Origin of the sequence: Candidatus Photodesmus anomalopis, assembly GCF_000731785.2 — a bacterium.
In the GTDB taxonomy this organism is placed as follows: domain Bacteria; phylum Pseudomonadota; class Gammaproteobacteria; order Enterobacterales; family Vibrionaceae; genus Vibrio; species Vibrio anomalopis.
This window is the reverse complement of sequence record NZ_JGVJ01000015.1, coordinates 40,700-63,964: the sequence shown is the minus strand read 5'-3', so window position 1 is coordinate 63,964 and position 23,265 is coordinate 40,700. Positions and strand designations below refer to the sequence as shown.

Annotated in this window: 35 protein-coding genes; all 35 read left to right on the top strand. The window is 34.6% G+C overall.

Annotated features, from left to right (window positions below; genetic code table 11):
• Nucleotides 1-126 precede the first annotated feature (126 nt).
• Complete coding sequence (locus CF66_RS04015) at nucleotides 127-1,908, top strand: monovalent cation:proton antiporter-2 (CPA2) family protein (RefSeq protein WP_016503839.1); 1,782 nt, start codon at nucleotides 127-129, stop codon at nucleotides 1,906-1,908.
• A 123-nt stretch (nucleotides 1,909-2,031) separates the two neighbouring features.
• Nucleotides 2,032-2,970: an isoaspartyl peptidase/L-asparaginase family protein gene (locus CF66_RS04010; RefSeq protein ID WP_034411768.1), complete on the top strand. Its 939-nt coding sequence runs from the start codon at nucleotides 2,032-2,034 to the stop codon at nucleotides 2,968-2,970.
• 126 nt (nucleotides 2,971-3,096) lie between these two features.
• Nucleotides 3,097-4,395, top strand: coding sequence for an adenylosuccinate synthase (locus CF66_RS04005; protein WP_016503841.1), 1,299 nt, complete (start codon nucleotides 3,097-3,099; stop codon nucleotides 4,393-4,395).
• Nucleotides 4,396-4,462: 67 nt separating this feature from the next.
• The gene (locus tag CF66_RS04000) at nucleotides 4,463-5,086 is read left to right on the top strand and encodes a tetratricopeptide repeat protein (RefSeq protein ID WP_016503842.1); all 624 of its coding nucleotides are present in this window, start codon (nucleotides 4,463-4,465) and stop codon (nucleotides 5,084-5,086) included.
• Between the two features lie 121 nt (nucleotides 5,087-5,207).
• A complete protein-coding gene (gene rnr, locus CF66_RS03995; RefSeq protein WP_052541675.1) occupies nucleotides 5,208-7,403 on the top strand; it encodes a ribonuclease R in 2,196 nt (731 codons plus the stop codon).
• A 69-nt stretch (nucleotides 7,404-7,472) separates the two neighbouring features.
• Entirely contained in the window at nucleotides 7,473-8,216 is a 744-nt protein-coding gene (gene rlmB / locus CF66_RS03990) for a 23S rRNA (guanosine(2251)-2'-O)-methyltransferase RlmB (RefSeq protein WP_241761345.1), read from the top strand.
• Nucleotides 8,217-8,669: 453 nt separating this feature from the next.
• A complete protein-coding gene (rpsJ, locus tag CF66_RS03985) occupies nucleotides 8,670-8,981 on the top strand; it encodes a 30S ribosomal protein S10 (RefSeq protein ID WP_001181007.1) in 312 nt (103 codons plus the stop codon).
• A gap of 18 nt (nucleotides 8,982-8,999) precedes the next feature.
• Nucleotides 9,000-9,641, top strand: coding sequence for a 50S ribosomal protein L3 (rplC, locus tag CF66_RS03980; protein WP_034411765.1), 642 nt, complete (start codon nucleotides 9,000-9,002; stop codon nucleotides 9,639-9,641).
• Between the two features lie 17 nt (nucleotides 9,642-9,658).
• Nucleotides 9,659-10,261 (top strand): 50S ribosomal protein L4, encoded by a 603-nt coding sequence (rplD, locus tag CF66_RS03975; protein ID WP_016503846.1) that lies wholly within the window; start codon nucleotides 9,659-9,661, stop codon nucleotides 10,259-10,261.
• A complete protein-coding gene (gene rplW / locus CF66_RS03970; protein WP_016503847.1) occupies nucleotides 10,258-10,551 on the top strand; it encodes a 50S ribosomal protein L23 in 294 nt (97 codons plus the stop codon). Before rplD ends, rplW begins: the two co-directional genes overlap by 4 nt.
• Before the next feature lie 19 nt (nucleotides 10,552-10,570).
• A complete protein-coding gene (gene rplB, locus CF66_RS03965; protein WP_016503848.1) occupies nucleotides 10,571-11,395 on the top strand; it encodes a 50S ribosomal protein L2 in 825 nt (274 codons plus the stop codon).
• Nucleotides 11,396-11,413: 18 nt separating this feature from the next.
• Complete coding sequence (gene rpsS, locus CF66_RS03960) at nucleotides 11,414-11,692, top strand: 30S ribosomal protein S19 (RefSeq protein ID WP_016503849.1); 279 nt, start codon at nucleotides 11,414-11,416, stop codon at nucleotides 11,690-11,692.
• 15 nt (nucleotides 11,693-11,707) lie between these two features.
• Complete coding sequence (gene rplV, locus CF66_RS03955) at nucleotides 11,708-12,049, top strand: 50S ribosomal protein L22 (RefSeq protein WP_016503850.1); 342 nt, start codon at nucleotides 11,708-11,710, stop codon at nucleotides 12,047-12,049.
• An 11-nt stretch (nucleotides 12,050-12,060) separates the two neighbouring features.
• Nucleotides 12,061-12,759, top strand: a complete 699-nt coding sequence (gene rpsC / locus CF66_RS03950; RefSeq protein ID WP_016503851.1) for a 30S ribosomal protein S3 — start codon at nucleotides 12,061-12,063, stop codon at nucleotides 12,757-12,759.
• An 11-nt stretch (nucleotides 12,760-12,770) separates the two neighbouring features.
• Nucleotides 12,771-13,184: a 50S ribosomal protein L16 gene (gene rplP, locus CF66_RS03945; protein WP_016503852.1), complete on the top strand. Its 414-nt coding sequence runs from the start codon at nucleotides 12,771-12,773 to the stop codon at nucleotides 13,182-13,184.
• Nucleotides 13,181-13,372 (top strand): 50S ribosomal protein L29, encoded by a 192-nt coding sequence (gene rpmC / locus CF66_RS03940; RefSeq protein ID WP_034411762.1) that lies wholly within the window; start codon nucleotides 13,181-13,183, stop codon nucleotides 13,370-13,372. The genes rplP and rpmC overlap by 4 nt, the downstream gene beginning before the upstream one ends.
• A gap of 1 nt (nucleotide 13,373) precedes the next feature.
• Nucleotides 13,374-13,628, top strand: coding sequence for a 30S ribosomal protein S17 (rpsQ, locus tag CF66_RS03935; RefSeq protein ID WP_034411760.1), 255 nt, complete (start codon nucleotides 13,374-13,376; stop codon nucleotides 13,626-13,628).
• 187 nt (nucleotides 13,629-13,815) lie between these two features.
• Nucleotides 13,816-14,190 carry a 50S ribosomal protein L14 gene (rplN, locus tag CF66_RS03930; RefSeq protein WP_016503855.1) on the top strand — a complete coding sequence of 125 codons (375 nt, stop codon included), beginning with the start codon at nucleotides 13,816-13,818 and terminating at the stop codon, nucleotides 14,188-14,190.
• 12 nt (nucleotides 14,191-14,202) lie between these two features.
• Nucleotides 14,203-14,520 carry a 50S ribosomal protein L24 gene (gene rplX, locus CF66_RS03925; RefSeq protein WP_016503856.1) on the top strand — a complete coding sequence of 106 codons (318 nt, stop codon included), beginning with the start codon at nucleotides 14,203-14,205 and terminating at the stop codon, nucleotides 14,518-14,520.
• A gap of 19 nt (nucleotides 14,521-14,539) precedes the next feature.
• Nucleotides 14,540-15,091 carry a 50S ribosomal protein L5 gene (gene rplE, locus CF66_RS03920; RefSeq protein WP_016503857.1) on the top strand — a complete coding sequence of 184 codons (552 nt, stop codon included), beginning with the start codon at nucleotides 14,540-14,542 and terminating at the stop codon, nucleotides 15,089-15,091.
• 13 nt (nucleotides 15,092-15,104) lie between these two features.
• The gene (gene rpsN / locus CF66_RS03915; RefSeq protein ID WP_016503858.1) at nucleotides 15,105-15,410 is read left to right on the top strand and encodes a 30S ribosomal protein S14; all 306 of its coding nucleotides are present in this window, start codon (nucleotides 15,105-15,107) and stop codon (nucleotides 15,408-15,410) included.
• A 30-nt stretch (nucleotides 15,411-15,440) separates the two neighbouring features.
• Nucleotides 15,441-15,833, top strand: a complete 393-nt coding sequence (rpsH, locus tag CF66_RS03910; RefSeq protein ID WP_034411757.1) for a 30S ribosomal protein S8 — start codon at nucleotides 15,441-15,443, stop codon at nucleotides 15,831-15,833.
• Between the two features lie 12 nt (nucleotides 15,834-15,845).
• Nucleotides 15,846-16,391 carry a 50S ribosomal protein L6 gene (gene rplF, locus CF66_RS03905; protein ID WP_016503860.1) on the top strand — a complete coding sequence of 182 codons (546 nt, stop codon included), beginning with the start codon at nucleotides 15,846-15,848 and terminating at the stop codon, nucleotides 16,389-16,391.
• A 33-nt stretch (nucleotides 16,392-16,424) separates the two neighbouring features.
• Nucleotides 16,425-16,781: a 50S ribosomal protein L18 gene (gene rplR, locus CF66_RS03900; protein WP_016503861.1), complete on the top strand. Its 357-nt coding sequence runs from the start codon at nucleotides 16,425-16,427 to the stop codon at nucleotides 16,779-16,781.
• 19 nt (nucleotides 16,782-16,800) lie between these two features.
• Nucleotides 16,801-17,298, top strand: coding sequence for a 30S ribosomal protein S5 (rpsE, locus tag CF66_RS03895; RefSeq protein WP_016503862.1), 498 nt, complete (start codon nucleotides 16,801-16,803; stop codon nucleotides 17,296-17,298).
• A 16-nt stretch (nucleotides 17,299-17,314) separates the two neighbouring features.
• The gene (gene rpmD / locus CF66_RS03890; protein ID WP_034411754.1) at nucleotides 17,315-17,500 is read left to right on the top strand and encodes a 50S ribosomal protein L30; all 186 of its coding nucleotides are present in this window, start codon (nucleotides 17,315-17,317) and stop codon (nucleotides 17,498-17,500) included.
• The gene (gene rplO, locus CF66_RS03885; protein ID WP_034411752.1) at nucleotides 17,497-17,928 is read left to right on the top strand and encodes a 50S ribosomal protein L15; all 432 of its coding nucleotides are present in this window, start codon (nucleotides 17,497-17,499) and stop codon (nucleotides 17,926-17,928) included. The genes rpmD and rplO overlap by 4 nt, the downstream gene beginning before the upstream one ends.
• Before the next feature lie 21 nt (nucleotides 17,929-17,949).
• Nucleotides 17,950-19,266: a preprotein translocase subunit SecY gene (gene secY / locus CF66_RS03880; protein WP_034411750.1), complete on the top strand. Its 1,317-nt coding sequence runs from the start codon at nucleotides 17,950-17,952 to the stop codon at nucleotides 19,264-19,266.
• Between the two features lie 28 nt (nucleotides 19,267-19,294).
• Nucleotides 19,295-19,408: a 50S ribosomal protein L36 gene (rpmJ, locus tag CF66_RS03875; RefSeq protein ID WP_016503865.1), complete on the top strand. Its 114-nt coding sequence runs from the start codon at nucleotides 19,295-19,297 to the stop codon at nucleotides 19,406-19,408.
• A 145-nt stretch (nucleotides 19,409-19,553) separates the two neighbouring features.
• A complete protein-coding gene (gene rpsM, locus CF66_RS03870; RefSeq protein WP_016503866.1) occupies nucleotides 19,554-19,910 on the top strand; it encodes a 30S ribosomal protein S13 in 357 nt (118 codons plus the stop codon).
• A 26-nt stretch (nucleotides 19,911-19,936) separates the two neighbouring features.
• Nucleotides 19,937-20,326 carry a 30S ribosomal protein S11 gene (gene rpsK / locus CF66_RS03865; protein WP_016503867.1) on the top strand — a complete coding sequence of 130 codons (390 nt, stop codon included), beginning with the start codon at nucleotides 19,937-19,939 and terminating at the stop codon, nucleotides 20,324-20,326.
• 31 nt (nucleotides 20,327-20,357) lie between these two features.
• Nucleotides 20,358-20,978: a 30S ribosomal protein S4 gene (gene rpsD, locus CF66_RS03860; RefSeq protein ID WP_016503868.1), complete on the top strand. Its 621-nt coding sequence runs from the start codon at nucleotides 20,358-20,360 to the stop codon at nucleotides 20,976-20,978.
• A gap of 29 nt (nucleotides 20,979-21,007) precedes the next feature.
• On the top strand, nucleotides 21,008-21,997 hold the full coding sequence (locus tag CF66_RS03855) for a DNA-directed RNA polymerase subunit alpha (RefSeq protein WP_016503869.1): 990 nt from the start codon (nucleotides 21,008-21,010) through the stop codon (nucleotides 21,995-21,997).
• Nucleotides 21,998-22,025: 28 nt separating this feature from the next.
• On the top strand, nucleotides 22,026-22,400 hold the full coding sequence (gene rplQ / locus CF66_RS03850; protein ID WP_016503870.1) for a 50S ribosomal protein L17: 375 nt from the start codon (nucleotides 22,026-22,028) through the stop codon (nucleotides 22,398-22,400).
• A gap of 77 nt (nucleotides 22,401-22,477) precedes the next feature.
• Nucleotides 22,478-23,089 carry a flavin prenyltransferase UbiX gene (locus CF66_RS03845; RefSeq protein WP_016503871.1) on the top strand — a complete coding sequence of 204 codons (612 nt, stop codon included), beginning with the start codon at nucleotides 22,478-22,480 and terminating at the stop codon, nucleotides 23,087-23,089.
• Nucleotides 23,090-23,265 lie beyond the last annotated feature (176 nt).

The following is a 23,265-nucleotide window of genomic DNA, read 5'->3' as shown; positions in this document are numbered from 1 at the left end:
AGATACGTTTTTTTTGAGTGCTTGTTCAGCTAATCAAATTAGTTGTTTTGTGTTATTTACAAAATATTAAGTTATAGAACAGCTGATTTAATGCTTATTAAAGACCGTTTTTTTAGGAAATATAGAATGGTATTGGAAAATGATTTTTTGCAAAGTTGTTTGATTTTTCTTATCTCTGCTGTGATTGCTGTACCACTAATGCATCGTATAGGTTTAGGTTCTATAGTGGGTTATTTATTAGCAGGAATTATAATTGGTCCTTATGGATTTGGATTAATCGATGATGTTAAAGCAATACTGAATTTTTCTGAATTTGGTGTAGTACTGTTATTATTTCTTATTGGATTAGAACTTAATCCAACAAAACTGTGGCAAATAAAGGGCTCTATTCTAGGATTTGGAGGCACTCAAGTTATTTTTACGACAGTTTTAATTTCTATTATTGTTTATTGTATTGGAGTAAATTTAAATACTAGTTTAGTCATAGGAATGGGGTTAACACTTTCTTCTACTGCAATGGTATTGAGAGTTTTAGAAGAGCAAAAATTAATAGATAAGGAAGAAGGACGAGCTGGTTTAGCAGTGTTATTGTTCCAAGATATTGCAGTGATACCTATGTTAGCATTATTGCCTGTTTTAGCTGGTAATATAACATGGAATTGGCTAGATGCTTTGTGGAAGCTAAGTGCTATCCCGGCTCTTTTAGTTAGTGGACATTACATACTTAAGCCGTTATTTAAGTATGTGGCAATAAATGATATAAGTGAGTTATTTACTATTGCATCTTTACTGCTAGTTATAGGTATTTCTGTAGTGATGGAAATGCTTGGTCTATCTATGGTATTTGGTGCCTTTTTAGCAGGTCTTCTTCTCGCTGACAGTGAATATAGATATGAATTAGAAGTTGCTATTGAGCCTTTCAAGGGTTTATTGCTTGGTTTGTTTTTTATTTCTATAGGTATGATTATCAATTTAGGGTTACTTATTTTAGAACCTATAAAAATCATAACCGCAGTTTTGGCTTTAGTTCTTATAAAAAGTTGTATTTTGTACCTATTAGCTCAACTTTTCGTTAAATCTAATAAGTTAAGAAGAACAATTTCGGTGATATTAAGTCAGTCTGGAGAATTTGCTTTTGTGATTTTTGCTTCTGCTCAGAAACAGGGTTTGCTAAAAGAAGAATTTTCTTCTTTTTTACTTCTAGTAGTTAGCCTATCTATGGTTACTACACCAATATTACTTTTAGTTCAGATGAAATGGTTCTCTTCTATATTTAGTGATAAAAATAAGTCTAAAGATTTAATCCTTGACGTAGTCAATAATACAGCTCCTCAAGTTATTATTGTAGGATTTAGTCGTTTTGGGCAAATTCTTGCACAAATGATGCGTGTTAAACAAATTAAAATGACTGTGTTAGAGAATGATGTAAATCAAATAAACTTTTTGAGGAGATATGGCTATAATGCATTGTATGGCGATGCTACCCAGTTAAAATCACTATATGCAGCTGGAGCAGATAAAGCTACTATTATTATAATATGTACAGACATATCAAATAAAATAGTTAAAATTATTGCGCTGTGTAATCGTTATTTTCCTAAACTTAAAATTTTAGCTAGGTCACGAAGTTATCTTGAAGAACATCAATTACTAGTTCATGGAATTAAAAATTATTCAAGCGAAGTCGTTTTTGGTGCAACAGATTTAGGTAGACAAGTTTTAATAGCGCTTGGTATGCGATCATGTCAAGCTAAACAGGCTGAAGAAGATTTCAGAAAAATTAATAGTATTGTACTAGAGAAATTGTTTTCTCAATATAATGAAAATCAATTAAATGGATTAGAAGAGCAAGAACTAAGCAAAAAACTTGAAGAATTGTTCAGTTTTAAAATAAAAAATTTTTGTTAAAATTATAATTCTTATAAGGAGTAATTTTTTAAAAAATATAATTTTAATTCAGATAATGTTGTTAAAAGAAGAAAAATTTTAAGTTTTGATTATATGAAAGTTTAATATTTAAAGGTAGATATTATGGTAAAACCGTTTTCTATTGCTATTCATGGTGGTGCAGGTGCTTTTCAAAGAAAGCAAATGAAGAAAGAAATTGAGTTATCTATAAAAAAAGATTTGGAAAGATCTGTGTTAGCTGGACATTCAATTTTGAAAAAGTCTGGTGATGCCTTAGATGCAGCTGTTGAAGCAGTTAGAATTTTGGAGGATTCTCCAAAATTTAATGCTGGAAGAGGTTCGGTCTTCAACAATAAAGAGATTATCGAGATGGATGCTTCTGTTATGCATGGAAAAAAAATGACTGCAGGAGCAATTGCAGGAGTACGTCATATTAAAAATCCTATTATGTTAGCCAGGGATGTAATGAAGAAAAGCAAGCATGTATTGTTGGTTGGAGAAGGAGCAGAAGAATTTGCTTTTGAACATAATCATCAGTATATTAAGCAAGATTATTTCTATACAACTATTCAGTACAATCGATTGATTTATATGAAAAAAAGAGATTTATTTGAACTTTCTGATCCAGAGTATCTAAATAATAAATATGGTACAGTTGGAGCTGTTGCTTTGGATCAGCAAGGTAATCTTGCTTCCGCAACTAGTACAGGTGGTATTACTAATAAAAGGTATGGACGTGTTAGTGATTCAGCATTAATTGGTAGTGGAACAGTTGCTGAAAATGGTAATGTTGCAGTATCCACAACTGGAATAGGAGAAATATTTATTCGAAAAATGGTTGCAAGTGATGTAGCAGCTAGAATGCGCTATTTAGAAGAAGATATCATTACTGCTAGTGAATCAGTAATTCAAGGTGATTTAAAATCAATAGGTGGTGAAGGAGGTTTAATTGCAATAGATGCTTATGGCAATATTTGTTTTTCTATGAATACTTCTGGTATGTATCGAGCGAGTATTGATATTAATGGAAATCTTATCATAAAGATTTATTCTGATGACTAATTTAAAATTATTTTAGTAAATATAATTTGCACTAATAATCCGATTTGATAAAAATTGGCTGAAAAAAAAAATGTTTAATGATAAAGTTTTTTCTTAATCAATAACTAAAGCCGGTTTTTATTAAAGATGGGTAATAATGTAGTGGTATTAGGTACTCAGTGGGGTGATGAAGGCAAAGGTAAAATTGTTGATCTTTTGTCCAGAAATGTGAAGTATGTGGTTCGTTATCAAGGTGGTCATAATGCAGGTCATACTCTTTTTATTAATGGGAAAAAAATTGTACTTCATTTGATTCCATCAGGTATTCTTAATAGCAATGCAACCTGTATGCTTGGTAATGGTGTTGTTCTGTCACCTGATGCTTTATTCAGAGAAATACACTTTCTTGAGAAAAGTGGGATTATTATCAGTCAGCGCCTTTTTATTTCTGAAGCTTGTCCATTAGTTCTCCCTTACCATGTTGCCATTGATCGAGCAAGGGAAGAAAAGCGTGGAGAAAAAGCAATTGGTACAACAGGTCGTGGTATTGGTCCAGCATACGAAGATAAAGTTGCTCGTCGTGCTTTACGAATTGGGGATTTATTTAATGAAAAAGAATTTTCAAAGAAATTAAAAAAAGTACTTGAATTTTATAATTTCCAGTTAAAATACTTTTATAAAGTTGAACCATTACTCTATAACCAAGTATTGGAAAAAGCAATGTTTTATTCGGAATCGCTAACCTCAATGGTCATAGATATTACAGATCAACTGGATAAAGCTCGTCAGCGTCAAGATAAAATATTGTTTGAAGGTGCGCAAGGTACATTATTAGATATTGACCATGGTACTTATCCTTATGTGACCTCCTCCAATACAACTGTTGGTGGTGTTGTTAGTGGTTCTGGTTTTGGTTTTCGTCATCTTAATTACATTTTAGGTATTGCGAAGGTTTACTGTACACGTGTAGGTTTTGGTCCATTTCCTACAGAATTAAATTGTGAAATTGGTAATTATTTAGGATTAAAAGGTAATGAATTTGGTGCCACTACAGGTCGTCAACGTCGTTGTGGTTGGTTTGATGCTGTTGCAGTACGTCGTGCAGTTCAGATCAATTCAATTTCAGGTTTTTGTTTAACTAAATTAGATGTGTTAGATGGATTGAAAGAGGTGAAAATTTGTACTGCTTATAAAATGAAAAATGGTTTCATTGCAAAAACTTTACCAATGTCTTTTAGAAATTTTGAGGAAGTTGTTCCTATTTATGAGACAATGCCAGGCTGGGATGACAATACAAGTGGTTCTAGAACATTAGAAGTATTACCTCAAGCATCACTTAATTATATTAAACGAATTGAAGAACTAATTGGTGTGCAGGTTAATATTATTTCTACTGGTCCTGAACGTGAAGAAACAATTATAAAAGTTCATCCATTTGATTTTTAGCCGTTAGTTTTTCAGTTTTATCTTGCAGAGTTGCTATTTTATGAATATTTTATAGAATACTTAAGTGATGAATCTAAAAATAATAATTCGATTAGGATTAATACTGTTATCATTACCAGCTTATGCAAAGTTAGGCACACCTATTCCTGTTTATACCGAGGTTGAATTAATTGAATTAATAGAAAAAAATCAGCATTTACAAAGGGTAAAATCTGATAATTGTCAATTAGTAGAAGATATTTTAGCACGTGCTAGCCGTGCTAGTTTGCCATCTTATGAGTTTTTATATGGTGATATGCTAACTTGGGGTGTGTGTGTTAATCAAGATGTTGAGCTTGGAATTCATTATATGAAACGTGCTGCTGTTCAAGGGTTACCAGCAGCTCTTGAACAGTTAGGGCGTTATTATGCACGTGGTCTATTTTTTCAACCCAATAAAGAACGTGCTATGTTTTATTTGAGGAAAGCTTCAGCAATAGGAAATTTAAATGCCAAAATCTATTTTGCTGAATTATTATTGAGCGAGTATGGAAGTCCTTTAGATTATGAAGATGCTTATCATTGGCTTCATAATTCAAGTGTAGCAGATAAGTCTGTTCGTAAGAAAATTTCAACTCTATGCAAAAGTTTAGAAATGCGTATGCCAGCAAATATTATTAGAAGAGTTAAAAATCAGGAACGCTTTCAATAAGTTTTGTTGTTTGCTCTCTCTAATCTCTAATTCTAATATAATATAACCATGCTAAAATCCTCAGTCAAAGAATGTGCACTTCATTTCATTTAAAATCAAGTTTGATTATATGTAGAAAAAAATGAATAACGATCCATTTTTATTCCGTGAATCTAAAAAGTATAAAAATCCTATTCCCAGTAGAGAATTTATTTTAGCTTATCTAGATAAGCTTCAGACACCTATTGATCATAATTCTTTATTTAAAGAACTAAATTTATCTAGAAAAGAACATTATAAAGCATTAAGACTTAGATTAAGGGCAATGGAACGCGATGGGCAGTTAATTTTAATTAATCGTTATCATTATGCTCTACCATACAAATGTGAAACAATGAAGGGGTTTGTAATCGGGCATAGACATGGATATGGCTGGTTTCGACCAGAAGGTCAAATAAGCAATCATATTGATGTATTTTTACCTCATCATCAAATGCGCACTATTATTCATGGTGATTATGTATTAGTACGTTCTTTTTGTGCATATAAAAATGCTCGAAAAGAAGGTCGGGTACTTCAATTATTAAAACAATGCAAAGATCAAATAGTTGGTCGATTATTCTTTAAAAATAATACTAAATATGTTTTAGCTAATGACTCTCGCATTAATCGTGATATTTTAATTCCAGACGATGATAGTAGTAATGCTCAAGTAGGTAATATAGTAGTGGTTGAAATTATTAACAGAAATGAATACTGCGCTAAGGGAATAATTGGGAAAATTATAGAAGTTCTTGGCGAAAGTATGTTACCTGGTATTGCTATAAAAGTTGCACTCCTTACTCACAAAATTCCTAATATTTGGCCTGATAATGTAGAAAAAGAAATCTCTAATTTTTTAAACTTTTCTGGAAAAATTTCAGAAAAATCGAAAAAAGGCAGACTAGACCTTCGAGATTTACCTTTTATTACTATTGATGATGAAGATGCTCATGATTTTGATGATGCGGTTTTTTGTAAAGCTCGAAAGAATGGAGGTTGGCGTTTATGGGTTGCTGTTGCTGATGTAAGTTACTATGTACATCCTAATAGTTATATAGATAAGGAAGCAATAAATCGCGGTAATTCAGTTTATTTACCTTCTCGGGTTATACCAATGTTACCTGAAGTGCTTTCTAATGGCTTATGTTCACTAAAACCTAAAGTAGATCGCTTATGTCTAATCTGTGAAATATCTATTTCAGATATGGGTAAGTTATTAGATTACAAGCATTATGAAGCAATAATATCTTCTCATAAACGTTTCACTTATAATGAAGTAAGTGCGATTTTAAATGGTGATAAAGTATTGCGTATTCTTTATAATCCATTTATTCGACATTTAGAAGAACTACATAAAATGTATAAAGTTCTAAAAAATGCACGAAATCATCGTGGTTCGATTGAATTTGATGTTTTTGCAACAAAAATTATTTTCTCTTGTAGATATAAAATTGATCGTATTGAACCTATCATTCGGAATGATGCGCATAAAATAGTTGAAGAATGTATGATCTTAGCTAATATTGCTTCAGCTTTGTTACTTGAGAAATCTAAAATACCTGTTCTGTTTCGTATTCATGACTCTCCAGATAATATTAATTTAAAGGAATTACGTATTTTTTTAGATAGATTAGGTTTGAATTTAACAGGAGGTTTAAAGCCATCTTCTAAGGATTATGCTAACTTAATCAGTAAAATAGCCAATCATAAAAATAAAGAGCTAATCCAAAGTGTTTTATTGCGTTCTATGAAACAGGCAGTATATAGCTCAAACAATACAGGTCATTTTGGATTAGGATTAAAAGTGTATGTACATGTTACATCTCCCATTCGACGTTATTCTGATTTAGTATTGCACCGTTTGATTAAATATATTCTTTCTCAAGAAAATAATACCCTTACCAATAGTTACTATCGTTATTCATCTAGCGATATAAACTTTTATAGCGCACAATGTTCCATGACAGAGCGACGTGCTGATAATGTTAACAGAATGGTTTCTGATTGGTTTAAATCTGAGTATATAAAAGATTATATTGGAGAAGAATTTAATGGGATAATTATTCATATAACGCATTTTGGGTTTTTTGTTCGATTAGATGAATTGTATATTGATGGTTTAGTACATATCTCTTGCTTAACTAATGATTGTTACAAGTTTAATTTGCTTAATCAAAGCTTGATAGGTAAGAATTTTGGTATAAATTACCGCTTAGGTGATATAGTGAAGGTGAAGATTTTATCAATTGATTCAGAGCACAGCAAGATTACTTTAAAATTGGTTAAGGGAAAGTAAATGATAGGTATTAGTAAGAAATCAAACCTATTACTATCAAGTAGACAAGTGTGAAAGATGGTGATTAGATTGAGTAATAAAAACGAATTAATTTATGGAATTCATTCAATAAAAGCAGTTTTAAAAAAAGTGCCTGATCGATTGCTAGAGGTTTTTATCTTGAAAGGTAATTATAGTATTCGTATTTCTAATCTTTTAGATGAAATAAAAATATATTCTATTTCTATTCAAAAGATGAACCGTAGATCTTTGGATGCAAAAGTAGGTAATACAAAACATCAAGGTATAGTTGCTAGAATAAAAAAAACTAAAGAATTTCATGAAAATGATTTGTTTTTTATTTTATCGAAGCATAAACACCCCCTTATTTTAGTACTGGATGGTATAACAGATCCTCATAATTTAGGTGCATGTTTGCGCAATGCAGATGCTGCAGGTGTTCCATTAGTTATTGTTCCAAAAGATAGAACATCACCAATAACGGCAACTGTAAAAAAAGTTGCATGTGGTGCTGCTGAAACAGTAGGATTAGTTAGAGTCGTTAATTTAGCTCGTACTATTCGATTGCTTCAAAATCAAGGGTTTTTTTTTGTTGGTACTGATAGTAACGCTAAACGTGATATTTATCATACTAAATTGACAGGTTCTGTAGCGATTGTTGTGGGTGGAGAGGAAAAGGGTATTCGTCATCTAATTCGTGTAACTTGTAATGATCTTGTTAAGATTCCAACAGTAGGTAATATTACAAGTCTTAATGTTTCAGTTGCTTCAGGAATTTGTTTATTTGAAGCTCTTCGTCAACGTTTAGTATAGTCTAATTTTATAACTGCTGAGATAATGTGACTTGATAAGTGTTTTTAGCTGCTTTAAAAATAATTTTGTTTATTTTTAAAGCAAGCACTTGCATGTGAAATTGTGATCTGTATAATTCAGCACACTAGTTTAATCCAGATGTGAGTTTATCAGGTAGTCTGATTAAAAAGAGAACTGACTTCCCTGGTTCTAGTATTTTATTTAGTTTGGCCTCAGCTAGCGTTTGTGGCCAGCTGTGTTTATTGTCTTTTAAATAGCTTATTTGTTAGATAGAGTTTTATTTAGGGTCAATTCAAGGAAGATTAATTGGCAACGTATTCCTATATATTTTTTATGCTCGGATGTTGCAGTTATTCTATCGAATCAATCGCAATCGGTGTTTTTTATTTTTAATAAATACTTAATTATTACGCCGCTGCTTTATTGTACATTTAATTATTGGAGCTCTGTATCATGCAGAACCAACGTATTCGTATACGCCTAAAAGCTTTTGATTATAAATTAATTGATGCTTCCACTGCAGAAATCGTTGAAACAGCAAAGCGTACTGGTGCACAGGTTCGCGGTCCTATTCCTCTTCCTACTCGCAAAGAGCGTTTTACTGTTCTTATTTCTCCGCATGTTAATAAAGATGCTCGGGATCAATATGAAATTCGTACTCATAAGCGTCTAATTGATATTGTTGAACCAACAGATAAAACTGTTGATGCTTTAATGCGTTTAGATCTTGCTGCTGGCGTTGATGTACAAATCAGCCTAGGTTAAAGTAGAGGGATAAAAGGAATGATTGGTCTGATTGGACGTAAAGTAGGTATGACCCGTATATTCACGGAAGAAGGTGTTTCTACACCAGTAACTGTTATAGAAGTTGAAACGAACCGTATTTCTCAAATTAAAACTTTTAAAAACGATGGCTATATTGCAATTCAGGTAACGACTGGTGATAAGAAACGTAGTCGTATTTCTAAACCAAGAGCTGGTCATTTTGCAAAATCAGGTATAGAAGCTGGTCGCGCTCTTTGGGAATTTCGTTTAAAAGATCAAAAGTTATTTAAATTAGGCGATGAACTAAATTTGAAATTACTTAGAAAGTATAAGAAAGTAGATATTACTGGAAAATCTAAGGGGAAAGGTTTTCAAGGTGTTGTCAAACGTTGGAATTTTCGCACTCAAGATATGAGTCATGGTAATTCTTTATCTCATCGTGCACCTGGCTCTATTGGACAGTGTCAAACTCCAGGTCGTGTCTTTAAAGGTAAAAAAATGGCAGGTCATACTGGATGTATTCGTGTAACGACGCAAAATTTAGATATCGTACGTATTGATATTAAACGTAATTTGCTTCTTATTAAGGGAGCAGTACCAGGTTCAATAGGTGCTGATGTTATTGTAAAACCAGCTATTAAACAAAACTATGACGTCTAGAGAGGGGTAGTATAGTAATGGAATTGATAGTTAAAGGTGGTGATACATTAACTGTTTCTGAAGCGATTTTTGGATGTGATTTCAATGAGGCTTTGGTACATCAGATTGTTGTTGCATTTAAAGCCGGTGCTCGTCAGGGCACTCGTGCTCAAAAGACACGTTCAGAAGTTTCTGGTGGTGGAGCAAAACCTTGGCGTCAAAAAGGCACAGGGCGCGCTCGTTCTGGTACTATTCGTAGTCCACTTTGGCGGTCAGGTGGTGTTACTTTCGCAGCAAAAATGCAAGACCATAGTCAAAAAGTCAATAAGAAGATGTATCGTGGTGCAATGAGAAGTATTTTTTCTGAGCTTGTTCGTCAAAAACGATTAGTAATTATTAATACTTTTTCTATACCTTTCCCAAAGACGAGGGAATTGATTGCTAAACTCAAAATACTTAATTTAAGTAATATTTTTATAGTGACTGATAAGATAGATAAAAATTTGTTTTTGTCTGCTCGTAACCTTTATGAGGTTGGTGTATCTCATGTGTCTGGTATTGATCCTGTATGCTTAATAGCTTTTGATAAAGTTTTGATAACTGTTTCGGCTCTCAAGAAAGTTGAGGAAATGTTAGCATGATTACTGAAGAGCGTATTTTAAACGTTATACGATTTCCGCATATCTCTGAAAAAGCAACTATTGCAGGAGAAAAGTTTGGAACTATTGTTTTTAAGGTTGCTAAAGATTCGACTAAAAAAGAAATTAAGTTAGCTGTAGAAGAGTTATTTAAAGTAAAGGTTAGGTGTGTAAATACTCTTATAATAAAAGGTAAGCGAAAACGTCAAGGTCGTCGTATTGATGTTAAGAAGGCTTATGTTCTCTTAGAGAAAGGTCAGGATATTGATTTTACTAGCAGTGCTGCGAAATAAATAACTGGAGTAGTTTAGAATGGCTATTATTAAGTGTAAGCCGACTTCCCCTGGTCGTCGTCACGTTGTCAAAGTTGTTAATTCGGAGTTACATAGAGGTAACCCATATAAACCTTTATTAGCAAAAAATTCTAAGACTGGCGGTCGTAATAATAAAGGTCGTATTACAGTGCGTCATATTGGTGGTGGACATAAACGTCGCTACCGTTTAATTGATTTCAAACGTAATAAAGATAATGTTCCGGCAAAAATTGAGCGTATAGAATATGATCCTAATCGCAGTGCTAATATTGCTCTAGTATTATACAAAGATGGTGAGCGTCGTTATGTTATTTTACCTAAAGGTATCAAGAAAGGTGATGAAATTCAATCAGGATTCAATGTTCCAATAAAAGTAGGTAATGCTTTACCAATGAGCAATATTCCAGTTGGTACCGTTGTTCATTGTATTGAGTTGAAGCCTAAAAAAGGAGCTCAGCTTGCTCGTTCTGCTGGTGCTTATGCCCAGATTATTGCTCGTGATGGTTTATATGTTACTATTAGATTGCGCTCTGGAGAAATTCGGAAAGTACTTTCTGATGGACGTGCAACAATTGGCGAAGTTGGTAATGCTGAATATATGCTGCGAGCTTTAGGTAAAGCAGGTGCTAAGCGCTGGCGTGGTGTTCGTCCTACTGTGCGTGGTGTAGTGATGAATCCAGTTGACCATCCACATGGAGGAGGTGAGGGGAGAACATCTGGAGGTCGTCATCCAGTTTCACCTTGGGGTGTACCAACAAAGGGCTTCAAGACCCGAAAAAACAAACGCACTGACCGGTATATTGTGCGTCGTCGTAATAAATAATAGTGAAGAGGAATCAGCATGCCACGTTCTCTTAAGAAAGGGCCTTTTATTGATTTACATTTGTTGAAAAAGGTAGAGAAAGCGGTAGAAAGTTCAGGGAAAAGACCTATTAAAACTTGGTCTCGTCGTTCTATGGTTATTCCAAAAATGATTGGTTTGACTATTGCTGTGCATAATGGTCGTCAACATGTTCCAGTTTTTATAACTGAGGAAATGGTGGGCCATAAATTGGGCGAATTCTCACCAACTCGGACTTATCGCGGTCACTCTGCAGATAAGAAAGCTAAAAAGCGTTAAAGGAAGGAAATAGCAATGGAAGCACTAGCTAAACATAACTTTGCTCATATTTCTCCTCAAAAGGCTCGTTTAGTAGCTAACCAAATACGAGGACAAGCTGTAGCTCAAGCTTTAGAACTTTTAACCTTTAGCAATAAAAAAGCCGCAGGATTAATCAGGAAAGTGCTTGAATCAGCAATTGCTAATGCAGAGCATAATGAAAATGCAAATATTGATGATTTGAATGTTGCTAAAATTTTTATAGATGAAGGTCCTATTATAAAGCGCATTATGCCTAGAGCAAAGGGTCGTTCGGATCGCATCTTTAAGCGGTCAAGCCATATCACCATTATTGTAGCTGATCGACAAAGTAACTAGGAGAGGAAATAATGGGTCAAAAAGTACATCCAAATGGTATCCGTCTTGGTATTGTTAAGAATTGGAATGCTACATGGTTTGCTAATACTAAAGATTTTGCTGGTAACTTAGATAGTGATTTTAAGGTGCGCAAGTTTTTATCTAAAGAACTAGAAAAAGCTTCTCTCTCACGTATAGTTATTGAGCGCCCAGCTAAAAGTATTCGCGTAACCATTCATACTGCTCGTCCAGGTATTGTTATTGGAAAAAAAGGGGAAGATGTTGAAAAGCTAAGAACAGCTGTAGCTAAAATTACTGGTGTTCCAGCTCAAATTAATATTGCTGAAGTACGTAAACCTGAACTTGATTCTCAGCTTGTAGCTGATAGTATTGCATCTCAATTAGAGCGTCGAGTTATGTTTCGTCGTGCTATGAAACGTGCAGTACAAAATGCTATGCGATTAGGTGCTAAAGGTATTAAAGTAGAGGTGAGCGGTCGATTAGGTGGTACTGAAATTGCGCGTTCTGAATGGTATCGTGAAGGTAGGGTTCCTTTACATACTTTGCGTGCTAATTTAGATTATTCACTTTCTTCTAGTAAAACTCAATATGGTGTTATTGGAGTTAAGGTTTGGATTTTTAAAGGTGAGATTTTAGGTGGCATGCCAATTACCATGTTAGATAAAAAAACTGATAAATCTAATAAAAAGCAGCGTAAAGGTCGTAAATAAGGAGTTAAAAAATGTTACAACCCAAGCGCACTAAGTTTCGTAAGGTCCAAACTGGCCGAAATCGTGGTTTAGCAAAGGGTACTAGTATAAATTTTGGAAACTTTGCTTTAAAAGCAGTAGGACGTGGCCGATTGACTGCTCGTCAGATTGAAGCTGCTCGTCAAACAATGACGCGTCATATTAAACGTCAAGGCAAAATTTGGATACGTGTATTTCCGGATAAACCAATTACAGAAAAACCTCTTGAGGTTCGTCAAGGTAAGGGTAAAGGTAATGTTGAGTATTGGGTAGCGCAAATTCAACCTGGTAAAGTAATGTATGAAATGTCTGGTATTTCTGAAGAATTAGCTCGTGAGGCTTTTCGACTTGCTGCTCGAAAATTGCCATTTAAAACTATGTTTATAAGTAAACAGGTCATATCATGAAAGCAAGTGAACTTCGTAAAAAAAGTATTGAAGAACTAAAGTCTGAACTTTTTGGTATGTTGCGTTCTCAGTTAAATTTACGTATACAAGCAGCGACTAATCAGTTAAAAAAAACTGATACTTTAAAAAGTATTCGTCGTGATATCGCGCGTGTTAAAACCGTTTTAACTGAAAAGGCAGGCAGCTAAAATGAACGAACAAAAACGTATTGAGAAGGGTTATGTTATTAGCAATAAGATGGATAAATCTATCGTTGTTGCCATTGAGCGAATGGTAAAGCATCCAATTTATGGTAAATTTGTTAAACGTACCACAAAAGTGCAAGCACATGATGAAAATAATGAATGCAATTTTAATGACCAAGTTGAGATAGCAGAATGTCGTCCGCTATCTAAAATGAAGTCTTGGACATTAATTAAAGTTTTTAAAACCAAAAAAGTATAGCGTAGTTTATTTATAGTTTTTTTTGTGGCCACTTAGCGTGATCCAGTCAGCTTGGATTAGTTGCATTACCAATTCATTAAAAATGATGATATAGCCTAGCTATTTTCCTATTATCTGATTTAGGAACGAATTGTTACTTGCAGAAAAAGTGGGTATATTTAAAATATTACATTAGTGGAGTATGGACATGATCCAGATGCAAAGTACACTCGATGCTGCAGATAACTCTGGAGCTCGTAGAGTAATGTGCATTAAAGTATTGGGTGGTTCTCGTCGTCGTTATGCGCATATCGGGGATGTTATTAAGGTTACAGTTAAAGAAGCAATCCCTCGTAGTAAAGTAAAAAAGGGTGATGTTCTTAAAGCGTTAGTAGTTAGAACACGGAAGGGTGTTCGTCGCTATGATGGTTCCATTATTCGTTTTGATCGCAACGCTTGTGTATTGTTAAATAATAATACAGAGCAACCAATCGGCACACGTATTTTTGGTTCAGTTACGCGTGAACTTCGCGCTGATATGAGATTTATGAAGGTTATTTCTCTAGCTCCAGAGGTTTTGTAGGAGTACTTATAAATGGCAAATAAAATTCGTCGTAATGATGAAATCATCGTTCTTACTGGAAAAGATAAAGGAAAGAAGGGGAAGGTAACTAAAGTTTTTACGAATGGTAAAATCATAGTTGAAGGTGTTAACTTTATGAAAAAACACAAAAAACCTATATTAGATCGAGGTCAGAAAGGTGGCATTGTTAGACAAGAAGCAGTTATTGATATTTCTAATGTAGCAATTTTTAATATAGCTACAGGTAAAGCGGATCGTGTCGGTTTTCGTTTTGAAAATAATAAGAAAGTTCGTTTCTTTAAATCAAATGGCGAAATTCTTCCTAATTAATAAAATTTGGAGTTGGAATGTGGAGAAACTTCATGATTACTACAAATCATCTGTAGTTAATAGACTCACTAAAAAGTTTGATTATGCTAGCGTTATGCAGGTCCCTAGAATTGAAAAAATCACTCTAAATATGGGTGTTGGGGAGGCAAGTAATGATAAAAAGCTACTAGAAAATGCTGTGCATGATATGGCCAAAATTTCTGGTCAGAAACCGATTATGACCAAGGCGCATAGATCCGTTGCTAGTTTTAAGATTCGTGAGGGTTACCCAATTGGTTGTAAGGTAACATTACGAGGTAGTCGTATGTGGGAGTTTTTCGAACGTTTGATTTCAATTGCCCTTCCTCGTGTTCGTGACTTTCGGGGTGTTAGTTCTAAATCTTTTGATGGAAAGGGAAACTATAGCATAGGTATACGTGAGCAGATTATTTTCCCTGAAATTGATTACGATACGGTTGATCGTGTTCGGGGGCTTGATATTTCTATAACTACATCTGCTAAAACTGATGATGAGTGTTATGCTTTGCTAGCTGCTTTAAATTTTCCATTACGTAAGCGCAATTTAAGCTAAGGATGTTACTTTTATGGCTAAACAATCGATAAAAGCTCGTGAAGCTAAGCGGGCTAGGTTAGTAGCAAGGTTTGCCGCTAAGCGTTCTTGTTTCAAGTCTATTATTAGAGATTTAAATGTTTCAGATGAAGAACGTTGGAAGGCAGTGCTAAAGTTACAATTATTGCCACGCGATTCAAGTCCAACACGACAACGCAATCGTTGTAATCGAACTGGTCGTTCCAATGGTTATTTACGTAAATTTGGGTTAAGCCGTCTTAAGGTTCGAGAAGCCTGTATGAAAGGCGAGATTCCAGGTCTTCATAAAGCTAGTTGGTAATTCTTATTTAATTCATTTGGAGTGAAAATTATGAGCATGCAAGACCCTATTTCTGATATGTTAACTCGAATTCGTAATGCTCAAGCAGCAAGCAAATTGTCAGTGAAAATACCATCTTCAAAGTTTAAAATAGCAATTGCTAAGTTGCTTAAAACTGAGGGTTATATTATTGATTTCAACATTGAAAAATCAATAAAGTCTGAGCTGGAGATTATACTTAAATATTTTCGAACTCGTCCAGTAATTGAACAGATACAGCGTGTATCACGTCCTGGTTTACGTGTTTACAAGAAAAAAAATGCACTTCCATTAGTAATGGGTGGTTTAGGTGTGGCTATTGTATCCACTTCTCAAGGATTAATGTCTGATCGCATTGCTCGCGAAGTAGGTCTTGGTGGTGAAATTGTGTGCTATGTCGCTTGAGGAAAGTAAATTATGTCTCGTGTTGCTAGAATGCCTGTTATCATTCCGAATGGAGTGAAGGTAAATCTTAATGGTCAAAAGATTATTATAATAGGCAATAGGGGTCAATTGGCCTATATGATAAATACTGCTGTTGCTGTTTTTAAGGAAGATAATAATAAGTTAATTTTTTCTGTGCATGAAAAGAACACAGATTTAACTTATGCCAATGCACAAGCAGGCACAGCTCGTGCGTTAGTAAATAATATGGTTATCGGTGTTGTTAATGGATTTGAAAAAAAACTGCTTCTAAAAGGAGTTGGGTATCGAGCTTCTGTAAAAGGTAATCGGTTAGTTTTAATGCTTGGTTTTTCACATCCATTAAATTATATCTTTCCTAAAGAAATTCAAATAGAATGTCCAAGTCAAACAGAAATTGTTATTACTGGTTGTGATAAACAGTTAGTAGGCCAGGTTGCAGCCAATATTCGTTCTTACCGAAAACCTGAACCTTATAAAGGTAAAGGAATTCGTTATGTAGACGAAATGATTCGTACAAAAGAAGCTAAGAAGAAGTAAGTAATTATTATTTGATAGAGGAGAGGTTATACTGTGGATAAGAAATCATCTCGTATTCGTCGAGCTATGCGTTCGCGTAAAAAAATTTTAGAGTTAAAAGTAGCTCGTTTGATGATACACCGTACTCCTCGTCATATGTATGCCCAGATTATTGCATCAACTGGTTCTGAAGTAATAGCTTCAGCTTCTACTGTAGAAAAATCAGTTCGTAATCAAGTTACAAATAACACAGGTAATATCAGTGTAGCTAAAATAGTAGGGAAAATAGTTGCAGAGCGAGCTCTTAAAAAAGGTGTTTCTACCGTTGCATTTGACCGTTCTGGTTTTCGATATCATGGTCGAGTAGCAGCATTAGCTCAATCTGCCCGTGAAGCTGGTCTCAAATTCTAAGGTAGTAGGTTTATTACATATGGCTAAAGAACAACAACTAAATGATTTACAAGAAAAATTAATTTCTGTTAACCGTGTCTCTAAAACGGTTAAGGGTGGTAGAATTATGAGTTTTACTGCACTAACAGTGGTTGGTGATGGTATCGGTCGCGTTGGCTTCGGGTATGGTAAAGCTCGAGAAGTACCAGCTGCTATTCAAAAAGCGATGGAAAAAGCTCGCCGTAATATGGTTACTATTGCACTTAAAGGAAACACTCTGTTTCATGCAGTGAAAGGGCGTCATTCAGGTTCTAAAATTTACATGCAGCCTGCTTCAGAGGGCACTGGTGTAATAGCAGGTGGTGCAATGAGAGCAGTACTTGAAGTGGCTGGTGTGCATAATGTATTAGCAAAATCATATGGTTCCACTAATCCTATTAATGTTGTTCGTGCTACAGTTTCTGGTTTGTTAGATGTGAAATCTCCTAAAATGGTTGCTAGAAAGCGTGGACTAACTGTTAAAAAAGTTTTTGGATAAATAGAAAGGTTATCTTATGGGAACTATAAAAGTGACACAAATTAGAAGTTTGATTGGACGGATACCGAATCATAGAGCTTGCCTTAAGGGTTTAGGTTTACGAAAAATAAATCATACAGTAGAACTTGAAGATACACCATCTATTCGCGGTATGATAAAAAAAGTTTATTATATGCTTAAGGTTGAGGAGCGATTAGTATGAGATTAAATAGGCTATCTCCTATGCCTAATTCTAAACATTCTAAGAAGCGTGTAGGGCGTGGAATTGGTTCTACTTTTGGAAAAACGAGTGGTCGTGGTCATAAAGGACAAAAGTCACGTTCCGGTGCTAGTATTCCTGCAGGTTTTGAAGGTGGACAAATGCCTTTAAAAAAGCGGCTGCCTAAATTTGGTTTTACTTCTCGTAAAAGTTTATTTTCTGCTCAGGTTCGATTAGCTGAATTAGAGAAAGTAGCTGACGATGTAATTGATCTTAACACTCTTAAAAGTGCTAATGTAATTGCTAAAAATATTCGGTTTGTTAAAATTTTTCTTTCTGGTAGTCTTACTAAAATAGTAACTATTAAAAGTTTACGCGTAACTAAAGGTGCAAGAGTAGCAATTGAATCGTTAGGTGGTAAAGTGGAGTAATCACTGTTAAATGAGGTATGAATGCTAAAAAAAATAGGCAAAGATTTGACTAATATTAATCAGTTGAAATCACGGTTGCTTTTTGTAATTAGTGCATTGTTAGTATTTAGGGCAGGATCTTTTATTCCGATTCCAGGTGTTGATGCGGTTGTTCTTAGCGATGTATTTGAGCAACAAAAGGGAACTATCATTGAAATGTTTAATATGTTTTCTGGTGGTGCTCTGGCTCGAGCATCAATTTTAGCGTTAGGCATAATGCCTTATATTTCTGCTTCAATCATTATACAATTGTTGACTGTACTTTATCCAACCTTGTCAGAAATTAAGAAGGAAGGAGAAATAGGTCGAAGAAAGATTAGCCAATATACACGTTATACTACACTTCTCTTGGCAACACTCCAAGCCATTAGTATTGCAATTGGTTTACCAAATATGGTTGATGGTCTTGTTGTAATCAATCAAGCTGTTTTTACTTTAGTTGCAACTATAAGTTTAGTAACTGGAACTATGTTTTTAATGTGGCTAGGTGAACAAATTACAGAGCATGGAATTGGCAATGGTATTTCTTTGTTAATTTTTTCAGGAATTGTTGCTGGACTTCCTTCAGCAGTAGGACAAACAATTGAGCAAACACGTCAAGGTGAATTACATGTTCTGATTCTTTTTTTGATAGGAATATTGGCTTTCGCTGTGATATATTTCGTTGTTTTCATTGAGCGTGGTCAACGCTGTTTAGTTGTTAACTATTCTAAGCGTCAACAAGGTCGTAAGATTTTCGCTGCTCAAAGTAGTCACCTGCCTTTAAAAGTGAATATGGCTGGTGTTATACCTGCGATCTTTGCTTCAAGTATTATTTTATTTTTGGGAACATTAGCCCAATGGTTTGGTCAATCTCTCCATGGTTCTATTTGGTTGAGTACTATATCTTTTGCTTTGAGTCCAGGACAACCCTTATATGTGATGTTATATGCAACGGCGATAATATTCTTTTGTTTTTTCTATACACCTTTGATTTTTAATCCACGTGAAACTGCAGATAACTTAAAAAAATCTGGTGCATTTTTACCTGGTATTCGTCCGGGAGAACAAACATCTAGATATATTAATAAAGTAATGTCACGTTTAACGCTTGTTGGAGCTTTGTACATTACTTTTATTTGTCTAATTCCTGAGTTTATGATGGTTGCTTGGAATGTGCGTTTTTATTTTGGTGGAACGTCTTTGCTTATTGTAGTAGTTGTGATTATGGATTTTATGGCACAAGTACAGACTCATCTCATGTCACAACAGTATGATTCTGTATTAAAAAAAGCAAATTTAAAAGGCTATAGTCGTTAATTTAGATTTAATTACGGAGTTTTATCAAATGAAAGTTCGAGCTTCTGTTAAAAGGATCTGTCGTAATTGTAAGGTAATTAAGCGAAACGGTATTGTTCGTGTTATTTGTATTGAACCAAGACACAAGCAACGGCAGGGTTAACTTAGCAATTTTTTTACTTGAAATATAAGGTAGTGTTGAGTATATTACTCGGCTTCTTTTCCTTTTTTTAATTAGTAATTCGTAGATTGTCCTAGATGGACTGCTTCGAATATTTTTTTACTGGATAAGTTTTGGGGTAAAGGTAATGGCTCGTATAGCAGGCATTAATATTCCTGATCAAAAACATACTAAGATTGCTTTAACTGCAGTTTATGGTATTGGTAAAGCGAGCTCTCAGGCTATTTTAGCTGAAATGGGTATTGCTGAAAATGTGAAGATCAGTGAACTAAGTGAAGTTCAGATCAATAAACTTCGTGATTGTATAGCAAGGTATACTGTAGAAGGTAATCTACGTCGTGAAATATCAATGAACATAAAGCGCTTGATAGATCTTGGGTGTTATCGTGGTCTTCGTCATCGTCGAGGTCTACCATTACGTGGACAGCGTACTAAAACTAATGCTCGTACTCGAAAGGGTCCGCGGAAACTGATAAAAAAATAATCAGAATTAAAAAAATAGAGATTACAATGGTAAAACAAACAACTCGTACTTTTAAGCGTTTACGCAGACAAGTATCTGATGGAATAGCGCATATTCATTCATCTTTCAATAATACGATTATAACTATTACGGATCGTCAGGGCAATGCTTTGGCTTGGGCAACTGCTGGCGGTTCTGGTTTTCGTGGTTCTCGTAAGTCTACACCTTTTGCTGCACAAGTTGCTGCTGAACGTTGTGCAGAAATGGCAAAAGAATATGGTTTAAAAAACTTAGAAGTTATGGTTAAGGGTCCAGGTCCAGGTCGCGAATCTACTGTTCGTGCGCTGAATTCTGCTGGTTTTCGCATTACTAATATTGTTGATGCTACACCAATCCCTCATAATGGTTGTCGTCCTCCTAAGAAACGTCGTGTGTGAAAATTCTTAGGAATGTGTGGAAGAGAAAATAATGGCAAGATATTTAGGTCCTAAGTTAAAACTTAGTCGTCGTGAGGGTACTGATCTATTTCTAAAATCTGGTATTCAACCGATTGATACTAAGTGTAAAATTGATAATGCACCAGGTATGCATGGTTCCCGTCGTTCTCGGTTATCTGAATACGGCATTCAGTTGCGTGAAAAACAAAAAGTTCGACGTATGTATAGTGTTTTAGAGAGACAATTTCATAATTATTATAAGGAAGCTGCACGTCTTAAAGGGAATACAGGTGAAAATTTACTTCGACTCCTTGAAACTCGTCTTGATAATGTAGTTTATCGTATGGGATTTGGGTCAACTCGTTTAGAAGCACGTCAATTAGTTAGTCACAAAGCTGTTTTAGTAAATAATAAAAATGTTACTATTCCTTCTTTTAAAGTTATGATTGGTGATGTTGTATCAGTTTCCAACAAAGCCAAAAAGCAATCTCGTATTAAGGAAGCTTTACAAGTTTGTGAACAGCGTGAAAAAATAAACTGGATTGAGGTTAGTTCTAAACATATGGAAGGTACGATCAAACGTATGCCTGAGCGTTCTGATTTATCTGCTGATATTAATGAGCAATTAATCATTGAACTTTATTCGAAGTAAGGTTAAGAATTGAAATTGGAGAGAACACAATGCAGGGTTCTGTAACAGAGTTTCTTAAACCGCGTTTTGTTGATATTGAACAATTTAATGCGACACATGCAAAAGTAACGCTTGAGCCATTAGAGCGAGGTTTTGGGCATACCTTAGGGAATGCACTGCGTCGTATTCTTATGTCGTCAATGCCAGGTTGTGCTGTAACAGAGGTAGAAATTGAGGGGGTTCTTCATGAGTATAGCACTAAGGAAGGAGTACAAGAAGATGTTCTAGAGATTCTTCTTAATCTTAAAGGCCTTGCTATAGCTATTTCTGAAGGTAGAGATGAAGTCTTTATTACTTTAAATAAGTCAGGTTTAGGCCCAGTTTTTGCGAGTGATATTTCTCATGATACTGATGTTTCAATCGTTAATCCAGAGCATGTTATTTGCCACTTAACTCATGAGAATTCTCAAATTTCTATGAAAATAAAAGTTGAGCGTGGTCGTGGCTATGTACCCGCTTCTGCTCGTATTCATTCTGAAGAAGAGCGTCCGATAGGCCGATTATTAGTAGATGCGACATACAGTCCAGTAGATAAAATTGCCTATTCAGTGGAGGCAGCTCGTGTAGAGCAACGAACAGATTTAGATAAGTTAGTTATTGATATGGAAACAAATGGCACTTTAGAACCTGAAGAGGCTATCCGTCGTGCAGCTACTATTTTAGCTGAGCAATTAGATGCATTTGTAGATCTACGTGATTTGAGAGTTCCTGAAGAAAAAGAAGAAAAACCAGAATTTGATCCTATATTATTGCGTCCTGTAGATGATCTCGAGTTAACAGTTCGCTCTGCAAATTGTCTAAAGGCCGAAACAGTACACTATATTGGTGATCTTGTACAACGAACCGAAGTTGAATTGCTGAAAACTCCTAATCTTGGTAAGAAATCTCTTACAGAGATCAAAGATGTACTTGCATCACGTGGGCTATCTCTTGGTATGCGCCTTGAGAATTGGCCACCAGCATCTATTGCTGAAGATTAATTAAGAATAATTTTATAAGGATAGAGATATGCGTCATAGAAAGAGTGGACGTCGGCTTAACCGTACTAGTAGCCATCGTAAGTCTATGTTTAGAAATATGGCTACTTCTCTTGTTCATCATGAGATTATTAAAACTACCTTGCCGAAGGCTAAAGAATTACGTTGCATAATCGAACCTTTAGTTACTTTAGCTAAGAAAGGAGATTTGGCTAGTCGGCGTCTTGCTTTTGCACGTATTCGTAATGAGGCAATAGTTGCTAAGCTATTTAATCAATTAGCTCCACGATTTTCTAGCCGAAATGGTGGGTATACACGCGTTTTAAAGGCTGGTTTTCGATCTGGAGACAAAGCTAAAATGGCATATATTGAATTTGTAGATCGCGTTTTAAGTAACAAAGGATAATCAGTTGTTCTAAAATAATTTATTGGCTTAACTTCTTTTAAACTGAAGCAGGTTTAGGAAATAGTGGATTAAAATTTGTGTTTAATGAAACAAAATCTATTACCTTAGCATTTACAGGTGCGTCAGGTGCTTGCTATGGCTTGCGTTTACTTAGATACTTGTTGCTTGCTAATTATAAAGTTTATTTATTAATTTCATCTGCAGCAAGAGTAGTCTTAGAATCTGAACACAATCTAAAATTATCGAATAAAACTCAAATAACCAAACAGGCCTTCTCTAAATATCTCAACTGCTCTTTAGAAAATTTAGAAATTTTTGGTAAAAATGATTGGTTTTCAGTTGTAGCATCAGGCTCTGGAGCACCTAAAAAAATGGTTATTTGTCCATGTTCTGTAGGTAGCGTTGCAGCCATTGCATATGGAATGTCTGAAAATTTAATTGAACGTGCTGCTGATGTGATTATTAAGGAACAAGGTCAATTATTGTTAGTAGTTCGTGAGACACCTTTTTCAACTTTACATTTAAAAAATATGCATAAATTATCGAAAATGGGAATCACAATTATGCCTGCTTCTCCTGGTTTTTATCATCAACCTCAATCAATTGAAGATTTAATTGATTTTATAGTTGCTCGTATTTTAGATCATTTTGGTATTCAACAAAGGTTACTAACTTGTTGGGGAGAATGATTAAAGCACAGTTTTCAAGTATTTTAAATGCATATTTTTAACCAAATCGATATGATTTAAGTTTCATTAGCTATCCTTAACCTGTTTATACTCAGTTAATATTCTATATTATTTTTTTAGATAACTATCCCTTTGTTAAGTTAATTAAATGATTAATAATAAAGTACAATAGAATA